Genomic DNA, 14,530 nt, shown 5'->3' with positions numbered 1-14,530 from the left:
GGCCACCCCAACGGTGGACGGAATTGCTGCATTGCGGTATTCCGCCGTCCGTTTGAGTTGGGAAACTGGAGCGACTGCTGATGATCGGACTGGTGCTTGTCACCCATGGCAAGCTTGCGGAGGAATTCCGGCACGCCCTTGAACATGTCGTTGGTCCGCAAAAGGCGATCGAGACCGTCTGCATCGGCCCCGAGGACGACATGGACCAGCGCCGCCAGGATATTCTGGAAGCGGTGATGAAGGCCGACCAGGGCCATGGCGTCATCATCCTCACCGACATGTTCGGTGGCACCCCCTCGAACCTCGCCATTTCCGTGATGAGTGGCGACGGCATAGAGGTGATCGCCGGCGTGAACCTTCCCATGCTGATCAAGCTTGCCGGCATCCGCGGCGAGAACAACATGGAGAAGGCGCTGATCGACGCCTCCGAGGCCGGCCGCAAATATATCAACGTGGCAAGCCGCGTCTTGAGCGGCAAATAAGGTTCTCCGCCCTCCATGACCGTCTCGAAAGAGCTCCTCATCATCAACAAGCGCGGTCTGCACGCCCGCGCCTCGGCGAAATTCGTCCAGACGGTCGACGGCTACGACGCCGAGGTTACCGTCTCCAAGGACGGCATGACGGTGGGCGGCACCTCGATCATGGGCCTGATGATGCTCGCCGCCAGCCCCGGCTGTTCCGTGCTGGTGACGGCGGTCGGCGCCCAGGCCCGCGAGGTCCTTGATGCGCTCGATGCGCTGGTGGCCGATCGTTTCGGCGAAGAAATGTAAGCCATGCGATGATATAAGGATATAAAGACTTCTTTATATCCTGTTGCTCCAGCCGGCATTTCCTGATAGGAAGCGCCATCACGAACAGGAACTGTTCGTTCCACGCATGTGCGCAGGCATCTTCATGCCGCACGTGCCAAAAGGCTGGAGACCCCATGACCACCACGCAGGACTACCACGTCGCCGACATCGCGCTCGCCGATTTCGGCCGCAAGGAAATTCAGATCGCCGAAACGGAAATGCCGGGCCTGATGGCCTGCCGCGACGAATTCGGCGCGTCCAAGCCGCTGAAGGGCGCACGCATCACCGGCTCGCTGCACATGACGATCCAGACCGCCGTGCTCATCGAGACGCTGGTCGCGCTCGGCGCGGATGTGCGCTGGGCCTCGTGCAACATCTTCTCCACGCAGGACCACGCCGCCGCCGCGATCGCCGCCGCCGGCATCCCGGTCTATGCCGTGAAGGGTGAGACGCTCACCGAATACTGGGAATATACCGACAAGATCTTCCAGTGGGCCGATGGCGGCCTTTCCAACATGATCCTCGACGATGGCGGCGACGCCACCATGTACATCCTGCTCGGCGCGCGCGCCGAAGCCGGCGAGAACGTGCTGGTCAACCCCGGCTCGGAAGAAGAGGAAATCCTCTTCGCCCAGATCAAGAAGCGCCTCGCCGCCTCCCCGGGCTGGTTCACCAAGCAGCGCGACGCCATCAAGGGCGTGACGGAAGAGACCACCACCGGCGTCAACCGTCTCTACCAGCTCCAGCAGAAGGGCCTGCTGCCCTTCCCGGCGATCAACGTCAACGACTCGGTCACCAAGTCGAAGTTCGACAACAAGTACGGCTGCAAGGAATCGCTGGTCGACGGCATCCGCCGCGGCACCGACGTCATGATGGCCGGCAAGGTCGCCGTGGTCTGCGGCTATGGCGACGTGGGCAAGGGTTCCGCCGCCTCGCTGCGCGGCGCCGGCGCGCGCGTGAAGGTGACGGAAATCGACCCGATCTGCGCCCTGCAGGCTGCCATGGACGGCTTCGAGGTCGTGCAGCTCGAAGACGTCGTCTCCACCGCCGACATCTTCATCACGACCACAGGCAACAAGGACGTCATCCGCCTCGAGCACATGCGCGAGATGAAGGACATGGCGATCGTCGGCAATATCGGCCACTTCGACAACGAGATCCAGGTCGCCGCGCTGCGCAATCTCAAGTGGACCAACATCAAGCCGCAGGTCGACATGATCGAGTTCCCGAAGGGCAACCGCATGATCCTTCTGTCGGAAGGCCGCCTCTTGAACCTCGGCAACGCCACCGGCCACCCCTCCTTCGTGATGTCCGCCTCCTTCTCCAACCAGGTCCTCGCCCAGATCGAGCTCTTCACCAAGGGCGAGACCTACAAGAACGAGGTCTACGTGCTGCCGAAGCAGCTCGACGAGAAGGTCGCCCGCCTGCACCTTGCCAAGCTCGGCGCGCGCCTGACGGAACTCTCCGAGGAGCAGGCCGGCTATATCGGCGTGACGACCCAGGGTCCGTTCAAGGCCGAGCACTACAGGTACTGATCCTTACCCAGGTTATCCACAACATCTAGGGGCTGCGCGCTTGACAAGGCGCGCGGCTTCTTTTTTGGGCGCCTCCCTTCCCGACGATTCTGGAAACAAGTATCGTTTAAAGCATTGATTCGGCGTGCAGATGCGGACCCTTCGCGCCGGATTGGGATGTCTTGTCGATCAGGCGGCAAACGGACGGAGACATACCGGGGATGATGGCGGACAGAAAACGAGGCCGTTCCGGGCAGGCTTTTGCCGTGCCGGGGCGGAACAGGGCGCATTCGCTTGCGCAGAATAAATTTATGGTTAACGAATGGTTTACGGACGGCAGGCGTCGTCTCGTATCGGCACTGTCGGCCGGCTCGGCGCTGACGGCATTTGCCGGCCCGGCGCATGCGGCCGGCCCCTATCTCGCCACCACGGAAATCGTCACCGTTTCCATGCTGCTCGGCGTGATGTCGGCGGCGATGGTCTCGGCGATCTGGATGATCCGCCAGCGCGGCCGCATGGAGACGGAAAGCCGCGAACTGAAGGCGCATCTTTCCGACGCCCGCCACAATGTTTCCCGCCTGCAGGCGCTGATCGGCGACAAGGACCGGCGCATCGTCGTCTGGGACGGCCTTTCGGAGAAGCCGGAATTCCTGGGCCAGCTGCCGGCGGAGACCGGCGCGCCGCAGGCCGACCGCGATTTCCTCGCCTTCGGCCGCTGGCTGAAGCCCACCTCCGCCGCTGAGATCGAGCGCGCCGTGGAGCGGCTGCGCTCGCAGGCGCAGAGTTTCGACCTGATCCTCGAAACGAGCCGCGAGGAAGTGCTGGAAGCGCAGGGCCGCGTTTCCGGCGGCCAGGCCTTCGTGCGCTTCGTGGCGCTGAACAATTTGCGCGCGGAAGCCGCCGAGTTGAGGCTGGAGCGCGACCGGCTGGTCCAGGCGCTCACCACGCTGCAGGGCCTGCTCGACCAGATCGACCTGCCCGTCTGGCAGCGCGCCGCCGACGGCTCGCTTGCCTGGGTGAACGAGGCCTATGCCGAGGCCGTCGAGGCCAGGGACGCGGCCAGCGCCGTCACCGAGGGCCGCGAGCTTCTCCCCACCATCGCGCGCGAAAAAATCCGCGCCGCCAGCACCTATGACGCGCCGTTCCGCGACAAGGTCTCCACCGTCGTGCACGGCAACCGCAGCTTCTTCGACGTCGTCGATGCGCGCAGCCCGTCGGGCTCGGCCGGCATCGCCGTCAATGTCTCCGATATCGAGGCGGTGCGCGAGGAACTGGTGCGCACGCTGAAGAGCCACGCGGAAACGCTCGATCACCTCGCAACGCCCGTCGCGATCTTCGACGGCGAGCAGCGCCTGCAGTTCTACAACCAGGCCTTCCAGCGCATGTGGGAGATCGACACGGCCTTCCTCGAAGGCAAGCCCGGCAATGGCGAACTGCTCGACCGCCTTCGCGCCGGCGGAAAGCTGCCGGAACAGCTCAACTGGAAACAGTGGAAGGACAATGCGCTTTCCGTCTATCGCGCGATCGACACCCAGACAGACCTCTGGCACCTGCCGAACGGCCAGACGCTGCGCGTCTTCGCCACCGCCCGCCCGCAGGGCGGCGCGACCTGGGTCTTCGAGAACCTGACGGAAAAGGTCGATCTCGAAACCCGCTACAACACGCTGGTGCAGGTGCAGGACGAGACGATCGACCACCTCGCCGAGGGCGTCGCCGTGTTCAGCCCGGACGGGCGCATCCGCCTCTCCAACCCGGCCTTCCGCGCGCTCTGGGGCATCAGCGAGGCCGAGGCGAAATCCGGCACCCATATCCGCGCCATCGAGCAGGCCTGCGCGCCGTCCTACGACAAGCCGGACGGCTGGAAGCGCTTCGCCCATATCATCACCAGCTTCGACGACGAGCGCCCCTCCTGCCAGGGCGTGCTGGAGCTGCGCACCGGGCTGGTGCTCGACTTCGCCGTCATCCCGCTTTCCAACGCCCAGACGATGCTGACCTTCGTCAACATCACCGACAGCGTGCGCGTCAGCCGGGCCCTCACCGAAAAGAACGAGGCGCTGCGCAAGGCCGATGCGCTGAAGAACGATTTCGTCCAGCACGTCTCCTACGAGCTGCGCTCGCCGCTGACCAACATCATCGGCTTCGCCGATCTCCTGAAGACGCCGACCATGGGCGAGCTCAACGACCGGCAGGCCGAATATGTCGACCATATCGCGACATCCTCGGCGGTGCTGCTCACCATCGTCAACGACATCCTCGACCTTGCCACCGTCGATGCCGGCATCATGGAGCTCGACTACAGCGAGATCAACCTGACGGACCTGCTCGACGACGTCTCCATGCAGTTCGCCGACCGGCTGCACGAGGCGCAGGTGACGCTGGAAATCACCGCCCCCGACAATCTCGGCACCATCGTCGCCGACCAGCAGCGCCTCAAGCAGATCCTGATAAAACTGCTGAGCAATGCCGCGAATTTCGCACCGGAAGGCAGCTCGATCGGCCTCAAATGCTGGCGCGAGGCCGCCGACCTCGTCTTCACCGTTTCCGACCGCGGGCCGGGCATTCCGCAGGACGTGCTGCAGACGGTGTTCGATCGCTTCGAAAGCCACGGCCGGCGCGGCGGCGCGGGCCTCGGCCTCTCGATCGTCGAGAGCTTCGTCAGCCTGCACCACGGCACCGTCACCATCGACAGCCGCGAGGGGCGCGGCACGGATGTCACCTGCCGCATCCCGTCTGCGACGATGACCTCCTTCGCCGCGGCGGAATAGGCCCGGATGGCGCTCGACCTCTTCCTTCCCGACGAAGCCGCGACCATCCGCTTCGGCGAGGACATGGCGCTCGGCCTGAAGCGCGGCGACTATGTCGCGCTGTCGGGCGATCTCGGCGCCGGCAAATCGACCTTTTCCCGCGCGCTGATCCGGGCGATCGCCGACGACGCCTATCTCGAGGTGCCGAGCCCGACCTTCACGCTGGTCCAGAGCTACGATCTGCGCATCCCCGTCGCCCATTTCGACCTCTATCGCATCGCCGATGCCGCGGAGATCGACGAACTCGGCTTCGACGAAGCGCTCTCCGACGGCATCTGCCTCGTCGAATGGCCGGAAAAGGGTTTTGGCGCGCTGCCGGCGGACGGCATCACGCTCACCTTCCTGCATGAGGGGGACGGGCGGCGCGTCACCATCGACGCCCCGGCACCGGCGCTGGCGCGCATCCGCCGCTCACTGGCGATCCGCGCCTTCCTCGATGAAGCCGGCTACCGAAATGCCGCGCGCCGCCACCTGACGGGCGATGCCTCGGTGCGGGCCTATGAACATGTCGATGTCGGCGGCGCGCGTTTCGTGCTGATGGATTCGCCACGCCACACGCCGGGGCCGATCCTTGCCCATGGCAAATATTACCAGCAGATCGCCCATATCGCCGAGGACGTGAAACCCTTCATCGCCATCGGCCGGTATCTCGTGGCGCGCGGCCTGCGCGCTCCGGCCATCCACGCGATGGACATCGATGCGGGCATCCTCCTGATCGAGGACCTCGGCAGCGAAGGCGTGCTCGACGAGAACGGCATGCCGATCGCCGAGCGCTACCGCGAAAGCGCCGCCTGCCTTGCGCATCTGCATGGGGAGGCCGCTGAGCGCGACCTTCCCGTTGCCGGCGACATCGTGCACCGCGTGCCGGATTTCGACCGCGACGCCATGCAGATCGAGGTGAGCCTCCTCATCGACTGGTACCTGCCCTACACGCGCGGCACGCCGGCAAGCGAGGACGAGCGCCGCGGCTATGTCACCCTGTGGAACGGGCTGATCGACAGCCTTGCCGCCGCCGAGCACAATCTGCTGCTGCGCGACTTCCACTCGCCGAACATCATCTGGCGGCCGGAGGCGACCGGCACCGACCGGGTCGGCATCATCGATTTCCAGGATGCGATGATCGGCCCCTCGGCCTATGACGTCGCCTCGCTGGTGCAGGATGCGCGTGTCGACATGCCGGAGGGCGTGGCGGAAAGCGTGCTCGACCATTACCTGTCGCTGCGGGCTGCGGATCCCGGCTTTAACCGGGAGCGCTTCCTGCGCGACTGGCATGTCATGGCGGCGCAGCGCAACTGCAAGCTCGTCGGCCTCTGGGTGCGGCTGATGCAGCGCGACGGCAAGCCGGCCTATATGCGTCACATGCCGCGCACCCTGCGCAATCTGGAACGGGCGCTCGCCCATCCCGACCTCGCCCCCTTGCGCGAGTGGTGCGAAAAGGCTGGAATCCTCGCGACCGAATCATGATCGCGAGCAGCCGATGAAGATCGAAGACGCCATGGTGCTGGCCGCCGGCCTCGGCACCCGCCTGCGCCCCATCACCGACACGATGCCGAAGCCGCTGGTGCCGGTCGCCGGCAAGGCGATGATCGACTACGGGCTCGACGCGCTGGCCGCGGCCGGCGTCAAGCGCGCCGTCGTCAACGTGCACCATTTCGCCGACCAGATGATCGCGCATCTTGCCGGCCGAGCGGTGCCGGAGATCATCCTCTCCGACGAGACGGAGCGCCTGATGAATTCCGGCGGCGGGCTCGCCAGGGGCCTGAAACTGCTTGGCCGCGATCCCGTCTTCGTGATGAATGCGGACCTCTTCTGGATCGGCGAGAAGCCCGGCGAGCCGAGCAATCTCGAACGGCTGGCGGAGGCGTTCGACCCCAAGCGCATGGACATGCTGCTGCTCTGCGTGAAGCTGGAGGACACGACCGGCCACAACGGCAAGAAGGATTTCTCCATGGACGCCGACGGGCGGCTGGCGCGCTACCGGGAGGGCGACGGAACAGCCTTCGTCTATGCCGGCGCCATCGCCATGATGCCGGCCCTCTTCGACGATGCGCCCGAGGACGCCTTCAACCTCAACATCTATTTCGACCGGGCGATCGAAAACGGCCGCCTCCACGGCATCGTGATGGACGGCCACTGGATCACCGTCGGCACGCCGGAGGCGATCGGCGCGGCGGAAGCCGTCATCGGCGCGGCGCGCGAGGCGGCGGCGTGACGCGGGCGCGCGGGCGCATCTATTCCATCCCGGCGAGCCTGCCCTTCCTGAGGACGACTGCCCAGAGCCTTGTCGACGGCCGGCTCGTGCCCGGCTTCACCTATGACCCCGCCGACCCGCTGGCGCTGGCCGACGTGACGATCTACGTGCCGACCCGCCGCTCCGCCCGCGTGCTGCGCTCGGAATTCGTCGATCTCTTCGGCGGGCGCTCGGCCATCCTGCCGGTCATCCGCGCGCTCGGCGAGACGGAAGACGACAGCGGCTTCTTCGACGAGGCAGCGCCGGCGCTGCTGGACATGGCCGAGCCGCTGTCCGGCCCGGCGCGCCTTCTCGAACTCGCCCGCCTCGTGCTCGCCTGGCGCAACCAACTGCCCGCGGCGGTCACCTCCGTGCATGCGGAAAGCCCGCTCGTCGCGCCCGCGAGCCCCGCCGATGCCGTCTGGCTTGCCCGCAACCTCGCCGAAATCATCGACGCGATGGAGACGGAAGAGCTCGACTGGCTGGCGCTCGACAATCTCGACGTCTCCAACCATGCGCTCTGGTGGCAGCTCACCGCCGAATTCCTGAAGATCGCCAGCGAATTCTGGCCGGCGCGGCTGACGGAGCTCAACCGCTCCTCCCCGTCGCTGCGGCGCAACGCGACGCTGCATGCCGAGACGGAACGCTACCGCGCCATGCCGCCTGCCGGCCCCGTCATCATCGCCGGCTCGACGGGCTCCATTCCCGCGACCGCCGGCCTGATCGCGGCTGTGGCGGACCTGCCCAACGGCGTCGTCATCCTGCCGGGGCTCGATCGTTTCATGTCAGATGCCGAATGGCTGCTGGTCGGCCACCAGGCCGGCGGCGACGGCGCCCCGAAGCCCGATGCCGCAGCCCGCAGCCATCCGCAATACGGCCTCCACCGCCTGCTTGCCCGCATGGGCTGCACGCGCGCGGATGTCGAATTGCTCGGAACGCCGCCCGAAGCGCTGGAATATCGCTCGCAGGTCCTCTCCAGTGCCTTCCTGCCGACGCAGGCGACGGCCGGCTGGGGTGAGGTTCGCGGCACGCTCGATGCGGGCCGCCTCGCCGAGGCCTTCGAGGCCGTGTCGCTCGTCGAGGCAGCCAACGAGCGGGAAGAAGCGGTGGCGATCGCCATTGCCCTGCGCCTGGCGCTGGAGGATGGCGAGGACGCCCAGGCGGCGCTGATCACGCCCGACCGCAAGCTCGGCCGGCGCGTGGCGGCGGAGCTTGCCCGCTTCGGCATCGAGGCGGACGATTCGGCCGGCACGCCCTTGCTCTCCACGCCGCAGGGCACGCTCCTGCGTCTCCTCACCGAGGCGGCGCTGCGGCCGGGCGACCCGGTGCCGCTCGTCGCGCTGCTGAAACACCCGCTCGCCCGCTTCGGCCTGCCCGTGGCGGACCTTGCCGAGGCCGTCACCGCGCTGGAGCTGACGGCGCTGCGCGGCGGCACGGCCGAGATCGACATTTCCACGCTCGAACCGCTGCTCGAGGCCGCCCTTGCCCGGCAGGCGCAGGATCGCCACCCGCCGGAATGGCGCATGGCGCTTTCCGAGGCCGCAATCCCGCTTGCCCGCGACCTCGCCCGCCGTATCGCAGAAGCCGTCGAGCCGCTTGCCGGCGCGCTCGTGCAGGAAAGCCGCACGGGCCGGCGCTTCTCCTCAAAGCTTGCGGTCTCCGACTGGTCGGAACGGACCGGCCGCGCGCTCGAAGCCGTGGCGGTGGACGAGCACGGCAACCTTGCCGCCCTCTGGTCCGGCGAGGCCGGCGACAGCCTGGCGAACCTCTTCAAGAGCGTGATCGAGACGGACGGGCAGATCGAGGCCGACGGGCCGCAATGGTGCGACATCATCGAGGCACTGGCGGCCAGCGAAAGCGTCAAGCCGCGCTCCATGCGCCATCCGCGCGTCTTCATCTTCGGCGCGCTCGAATCGCGCCTGCAGAGCGTCGACACTGTGGTGATCGGCGGGCTCAACGAAGGCACCTGGCCGGGGCAGGCGGCGAACGACGCCTTCCTGTCGCGCATCATGAAGGTGGAGATCGGCCTGGAGCCACCGGAACGGCGCATCGGCCAGCTCGGCCACGACCTGCAGATGGCCGCTGCCGCACCGAAACTGGTGCTGACGCGGGCGCTGCGCAACGGCACCGCGCCGACCGTCGCCTCGCGTTGGCTGCAGCGGCTCATCGCCGTCGGCGGCCCCACCCTTGCCGCCGACCTCAAGGCGCGCGGAAGGAACCTCATCGACTGGGCGAACGCCATCGACCGCAGCCCGCCCGTGCCGAATGCCCGCCGCCCGGCGCCGCATCCGCCGGCCGAGCTGCAGCCGAGGAAATACTCCTTCAGCGAGGTGGGGCGTCTCCGGCGCGATCCCTATGCGATCTATGCCCGCCATATCCTGCGCCTCGATCCGATCGCACCCTTCAATCTCGATCCCGGGCCGGCCGAGCGCGGCTCGCTCTACCACCGCATCGTCGACCGCTTCGTGCGCGAAGAGGCGAGCGGCGAGCCCCTTACCCTCATCGGCCGCATCCTTGCGGAAGAATTCGACGCCGTCGCCCTGCCCCCGCATATCGACGCCGTCTGGCGGCCGCGCTTTGCCGCCGTCGCCCGCGCCTTCGTCCACTGGCACCTGGAGCGGGCGGGTGGCGTGCGCGAGAGCCTGACGGAGGTGCCGGCCTCGCTCGACCTGTCGGTCGGCGGCATCCGCCTGACCGGCATTGCCGACCGCATCGACATCCTGCCGGACGGCAGCGCCGACCTTCTCGACTACAAGACCGGCAGCACGCCCTCGATGAGGGTGGCGCGGGCGTTGCTCGACCCGCAGCTCGCGCTGGAGGCGGCGGCGATCCGGCGCGGCGCCTTCCGCCGGGCCGGAATTCGCGAGCCGGCAAACCTTCTCTATGTGCGCCTTAAACCCGGCGAACGGTTCAAGGCCGAACAGGTGAACAACGAGCATGCCAAATCGGCGAACGTCACGCCGAAATCCGCCGTCGAGCTTGCCGAGGAAGCCCTGACGGAGCTGGAAAAGCTGCTGACGGGCCTCATCGAGGGCCGCTACGGCTTTGCCTCCCGGCTCATTCCCGAACAGGAACGGGACTATGGCGGGGAATACGACCACCTCGCGCGCGTCGCCGAATGGTCCTCGGCGGAAAGCAACGGGGAGGGCGAGGATGCTTGAGGACGATCGTCCCGCCTCCGCCGAGCCCGCCGCCTGGCTGAGCTGGACCACGCAGAAACAGGCGACGGCCTCCGATCCCGCGCGCTCGGCCTGGGTTTCGGCCAATGCCGGCTCGGGCAAGACCCATGTGCTGACGCAGCGCGTGATCCGCCTGCTTCTCGCCGGCTGCCGGCCCTCCGCCATCCTGTGCCTCACCTATACCAAGGCCGCGGCCTCCGAAATGTCGAACCGCGTCTTCGAACGGCTGGCGGAATGGGCGACGCTCTCCGACGAAGCGCTGACCGAGCGCGTGGCGGTGATCGAGGACCGGGAGCCGGACCTGTTCAAGCTCGCCGAGGCGCGACGCCTCTTCGCGCGCGCGCTCGAAACGCCGGGCGGGCTGAAGATCCAGACGATCCACGCCTTCTGCGAGGCGCTGCTGCACCAGTTCCCGCTGGAAGCCAATGTCGCCGGCCACTTCTCCGTGCTCGACGACCGGGCCGCCGCCGTGCTGCTGGCCGATGCCCGCCGCACGCTCCTGACGGCGACGACGAACGAGGACGACAGCACGCTCGCCGCCGCCTTCGCCACCGTGCTCGACATTGCCGACGACACCGGGCTGGAGCGGCTGATCGCCGATATCGTGGCGAGCCGCGGGCCGATCCGCGAATTCCTGGACGGCGCAGCGAAGGCGGGCGGCGTGGAGGCCGTGCTGCGCCGGGAAACCGGGCTCGACCCGCACGAGACGGCCGACGACATCCTCGCCGCCTTCTGGCCGCTTGACGGTTTGCAGGGCGCGGTGCTCGATTCCTATCTCGCGGCGGCGGAGAACCTTGGCAGCGACACGGTGAAGGCCACCGCCGCGGGCCTGCGCGGCGTGGCCCGGCTGGCCGATGCCGAGGCCCGGCGCGCCGCGCTGCACGATCTCTTCTTCACCGATAAAGGCACGCCGCGCAGCCTCGACCGGTCGTTCCTGTCGAAGAAGGTTCGTGACAGCGCACCCCACCTCGAAGCCGCGCTTCTGGCCGCCCAGGCGCATGTGATCGCCTGCGACGACCGGCTGCGGCGGTTCCGCATGTACGAGGCGACGCGCGCGGCGCTCGTCATCGCCGAACGGCTGATCGGGGACTACGAGGACCTGAAGCGCGCGCGCAGCCTGCTCGACTTCGACGACCTGATCGACCGCACCGCGCGGCTGCTCACGCGCGAGCGGGTGAGCGCCTGGGTGCACTACAAGCTCGACCAGGGCATCGACCACATCCTCGTCGACGAGGCGCAGGACACCAGCCCGCGGCAATGGCAGATCGTCAAATCGCTGACCGACGATTTCTTTGCCGGCGAAACGGCGCGGGACCGGGAGCGCACGATCTTCGCCGTCGGCGACGAGAAGCAGTCGATCTATTCCTTCCAGGGCGCCCGGCCGGAGCGTTTCGCCGAGGAGGGCCGCGCGGTTCTTCGCCGCACGCAGGCGGCGAAGGCCGCCTTCAGCCCCATCCGGCTGCTGCTTTCCTTCCGCTCGACGCGCGAGGTGCTCTCGGCCGTCGACCAGGTCTTTCTCGACCCCGCCAATGCGCGCGGCCTGACGCCGGATGGCAGCGAGATCGTGCACGCCTCCAACCGCGGGCGCGAGCCGGGCGCGGTCGATATCTGGGAGGTGATCGCCGCGCCGCCGGGGCTCGACGAGGAGGACTGGACGGCGCCCTTCGACGCGGTGGCCGAGGAGGCGCCGATCAACGTGCTGGCCCGGCGCATCGCCGATACGCTCGCGGCCTGGATCGGCCGGGAGACGGTGACGGAAAAGGGCAAGACGCGGCCGATGGCGGCCGGCGACGTCATCGTGCTGGTGCGCAAGCGCGATGCCTTCGTCAATGCGCTGACGCGCACCCTGAAGCAGCGGCACAACCTGCCCGTCGCCGGCGCCGACCGGCTGGTGCTGACGAAGCACATCGCCGTGCAGGACCTGATGGCGCTCGGCCGCTTCGCCGTGCTGCCGGAGGACGACCTTTCGCTGGCCGCGCTGCTGAAGAGCCCGCTGTTCAACCTCGATGAGGAGGCGTTGTTCGCGCTGGCGGCGCGGCGCGGCGAAAAACAGGGGCTCTGGGCGCGGCTCGTCGCGGCGGCGGAAGAGGACGCGGTGCTGGCCGGCATCGTGCGGCGTCTCAGGGACATGCTGCGCGATGCGCAGGGCCAGGCCGTGCACGATTTCTATGCGCGCATCCTGGGTGCCGGCGGCGGGCGGCGGGCCTTCCTCGCCCGGCTCGGGACGGAAGCCGGCGAGATCATCGACGAGTTCCTGACATTCGCGCTGGAGCAGGAGGAGAACGGCCTGCCGGGCCTGCAGGCCTTCGTCTCCACGCTGGAACTCGAAGCCCCGACCGTCAAGCGCGAGCAGGACAAGGCGCGCGGCGAGATCCGCATCATGACGGTGCATGCCGCCAAGGGCCTGGAGGCGCCGGTCGTCTTTCTCGTCGACGGCGGGGCGAAACCCTTCAGCCCCAGCCACATGCCGCATCTGCGCTTCCTTGCGGCGCCCGGCCTTGCCGGCGGCCTGCCGGCCTGGCTGCCGCTCAAGGACTTCGGCAACGCGCTGACGGCGGCCGATGCGGAGCGCATCAAGGCCGGCGCGGAGGAGGAATATCGCCGCCTGCTCTACGTGGCGATGACACGCGCGGCGGACCGCCTCGTCGTCTGCGGCTATCGCGGCCGGCTGGAGAACAAGGACACCTGGCATCAGATGATCACGGCGGCGCTTTCGGCCGATGGTGCGCGGTGCGTTGAAAAGACTTTCTCGACGGCAGGCGAGAGCTGGCCGGGATTTGCCTGGCGCGAGACCGGGGCGGCGACCCTGGAGGCGGCTACCACGGCTCCTGCCGAGGAGAGAGCGGCGATCGCGCTTCCGGAGGCACTGGGCCGGCCCCTGCCACCGCAGAGATCGCTGCCCCGGCCGCTCAGCCCTTCGGGCGCGGCGGCGGTGATCGAGACGGATGCGGCGGACCTCCTGGTGCCCTCGGCGCTCTTCGGCCGGAAGGGCGGCGTTCCCGGCGCCGGCCTTGCGATGGAGCGCGGACGCATCCTGCACCGTTTCCTCCAGGTCCTGCCCGCCTTCGATGCCGCGGAACGGCCGGCGGCGGCGCGGCGCTATCTCGAACGGGCGGCCGCCCACTGGCCGGAAAGCGCACAGGCCTCGCTGGCCGAAGCAGCGCTCGCGGTGATCGGCGACGGGGACCTCGCCGCGATCTTCTCGCCCGCAGCCCGGGCGGAAGTGTCGATCATGGGCACGCTGACGCTCGGCAGCCGGGACTACGCGGTCTCCGGCCGTATCGACCGCATGGCGATCACCGATGCGGCTGTCGAGATCGTCGACTTCAAGACGAACCGCGTGCCGCCGGCCTCGCTTGCCGACATTCCCTTCGAGCACCGGGCGCAGCTTGCGATCTACCGTGCGATCCTCGCGCCGCTCTATCCAGAGCGGGAAATCCGCTGCGGGCTGATCTACACGGAAGCGGCAAAAACCTATTGGCTGGATGCCGGCCTGATGGAGGCGAGCCTTGCCGAACTCGCCTCGAAGTGAGATACCGGACGGGACGACCGGTCGCCCCGCGGGGCGCCGGCAGAGCGGTGCCGGGCCTTGAAAGCGACCCGCACCTGCATCACATTGGGTACAACGATCACCATCCAAGGAGAGCCTCATGGCTACCGTAAAAGTCGACCAGTCCAACTTCCAGGCTGAAGTTCTCAATTCCGCAGAGCCGGTCATCGTCGATTTCTGGGCTGAATGGTGCGGCCCGTGCAAGATGATCGCCCCCGCGCTCGAGGAGATCTCGACGGAACTCGCCGGCAAGGTGAAGGTCGCCAAGCTGAACATCGACGAGAACCCGGAACTGGCCGCCCAGTACGGCGTGCGCTCCATTCCGACGCTCGCCATGTTCAAGGGTGGCGAAGTCGCCGACATCAAGGTCGGCGCCGCGCCGAAGACCGCCCTTTCGAGCTGGATCTCCAGCGCCGCCTGACCGGCCGCGCGATTTGACCCGATCAAGCCCGGCTTCGGCCG

At 67.8% G+C, this 14,530-nt stretch carries 9 protein-coding genes; all 9 read left to right on the top strand.

What is annotated here, in order from left to right; genetic code table 11:
- The first annotated feature begins 80 nt into the window (after nucleotides 1–80).
- The 9 genes from shn_RS20140 to trxA all read left to right on the top strand — a co-directional run bounded on the left by shn_RS20140 (nucleotide 81) and on the right by trxA (nucleotide 14,489).
- Nucleotides 81–482, top strand: coding sequence for a PTS sugar transporter subunit IIA (locus shn_RS20140; protein WP_064332008.1), 402 nt, complete (start codon nucleotides 81–83; stop codon nucleotides 480–482).
- Nucleotides 483–497: 15 nt separating this feature from the next.
- On the top strand, nucleotides 498–770 hold the full coding sequence (locus shn_RS20135; protein WP_064332007.1) for an HPr family phosphocarrier protein: 273 nt from the start codon (nucleotides 498–500) through the stop codon (nucleotides 768–770).
- Nucleotides 771–925: 155 nt separating this feature from the next.
- Complete coding sequence (gene ahcY, locus shn_RS20130) at nucleotides 926–2,326, top strand: adenosylhomocysteinase (protein ID WP_064332006.1); 1,401 nt, start codon at nucleotides 926–928, stop codon at nucleotides 2,324–2,326.
- A gap of 290 nt (nucleotides 2,327–2,616) precedes the next feature.
- Complete coding sequence (locus tag shn_RS20125) at nucleotides 2,617–5,070, top strand: PAS domain-containing sensor histidine kinase (protein ID WP_064332005.1); 2,454 nt, start codon at nucleotides 2,617–2,619, stop codon at nucleotides 5,068–5,070.
- 6 nt (nucleotides 5,071–5,076) lie between these two features.
- Entirely contained in the window at nucleotides 5,077–6,573 is a 1,497-nt protein-coding gene (tsaE, locus tag shn_RS20120) for a tRNA (adenosine(37)-N6)-threonylcarbamoyltransferase complex ATPase subunit type 1 TsaE (RefSeq protein WP_064332004.1), read from the top strand.
- 13 nt (nucleotides 6,574–6,586) lie between these two features.
- Nucleotides 6,587–7,321, top strand: coding sequence for a nucleotidyltransferase family protein (locus shn_RS20115; protein ID WP_064332003.1), 735 nt, complete (start codon nucleotides 6,587–6,589; stop codon nucleotides 7,319–7,321).
- Nucleotides 7,318–10,500 carry a double-strand break repair protein AddB gene (gene addB, locus shn_RS20110; protein ID WP_064332002.1) on the top strand — a complete coding sequence of 1,061 codons (3,183 nt, stop codon included), beginning with the start codon at nucleotides 7,318–7,320 and terminating at the stop codon, nucleotides 10,498–10,500. Before shn_RS20115 ends, addB begins: the two co-directional genes overlap by 4 nt.
- Nucleotides 10,493–14,050, top strand: coding sequence for a double-strand break repair helicase AddA (gene addA / locus shn_RS20105; protein ID WP_064332001.1), 3,558 nt, complete (start codon nucleotides 10,493–10,495; stop codon nucleotides 14,048–14,050). The genes addB and addA overlap by 8 nt, the downstream gene beginning before the upstream one ends.
- A 118-nt stretch (nucleotides 14,051–14,168) precedes the next feature.
- A complete protein-coding gene (trxA, locus tag shn_RS20100; protein ID WP_023513835.1) occupies nucleotides 14,169–14,489 on the top strand; it encodes a thioredoxin in 321 nt (106 codons plus the stop codon).
- The last annotated feature ends 41 nt before the right edge of the window (nucleotides 14,490–14,530 follow it).

The sequence above is a fragment of the Shinella sp. HZN7 genome (assembly GCF_001652565.1).
GTDB classification, from domain to species: domain Bacteria; phylum Pseudomonadota; class Alphaproteobacteria; order Rhizobiales; family Rhizobiaceae; genus Shinella; species Shinella granuli.
The sequence above is the reverse complement of the archived record's forward strand: the minus strand, read 5'-3'. Positions and strand labels throughout refer to the sequence as shown.

What these genes read in the sequence shown, in the direction of transcription:
- trxA (WP_023513835.1), top strand. Translation starts at nt 14,169, where the DNA reads ATGGCTACCGTAAAAGTCGACCAGTCCAACTTCCAGGCTGAAGTTCTC.
- shn_RS20135 (WP_064332007.1), top strand. Translation starts at nt 498, where the DNA reads ATGACCGTCTCGAAAGAGCTCCTCATCATCAACAAGCGCGGTCTGCAC.
- addA (WP_064332001.1), top strand. Translation starts at nt 10,493, where the DNA reads ATGCTTGAGGACGATCGTCCCGCCTCCGCCGAGCCCGCCGCCTGGCTG.
- tsaE (WP_064332004.1), top strand. Translation starts at nt 5,077, where the DNA reads ATGGCGCTCGACCTCTTCCTTCCCGACGAAGCCGCGACCATCCGCTTC.
- ahcY (WP_064332006.1), top strand. Translation starts at nt 926, where the DNA reads ATGACCACCACGCAGGACTACCACGTCGCCGACATCGCGCTCGCCGAT.
- shn_RS20125 (WP_064332005.1), top strand. Translation starts at nt 2,617, where the DNA reads ATGGTTAACGAATGGTTTACGGACGGCAGGCGTCGTCTCGTATCGGCA.
- shn_RS20115 (WP_064332003.1), top strand. Translation starts at nt 6,587, where the DNA reads ATGAAGATCGAAGACGCCATGGTGCTGGCCGCCGGCCTCGGCACCCGC.
- shn_RS20140 (WP_064332008.1), top strand. Translation starts at nt 81, where the DNA reads ATGATCGGACTGGTGCTTGTCACCCATGGCAAGCTTGCGGAGGAATTC.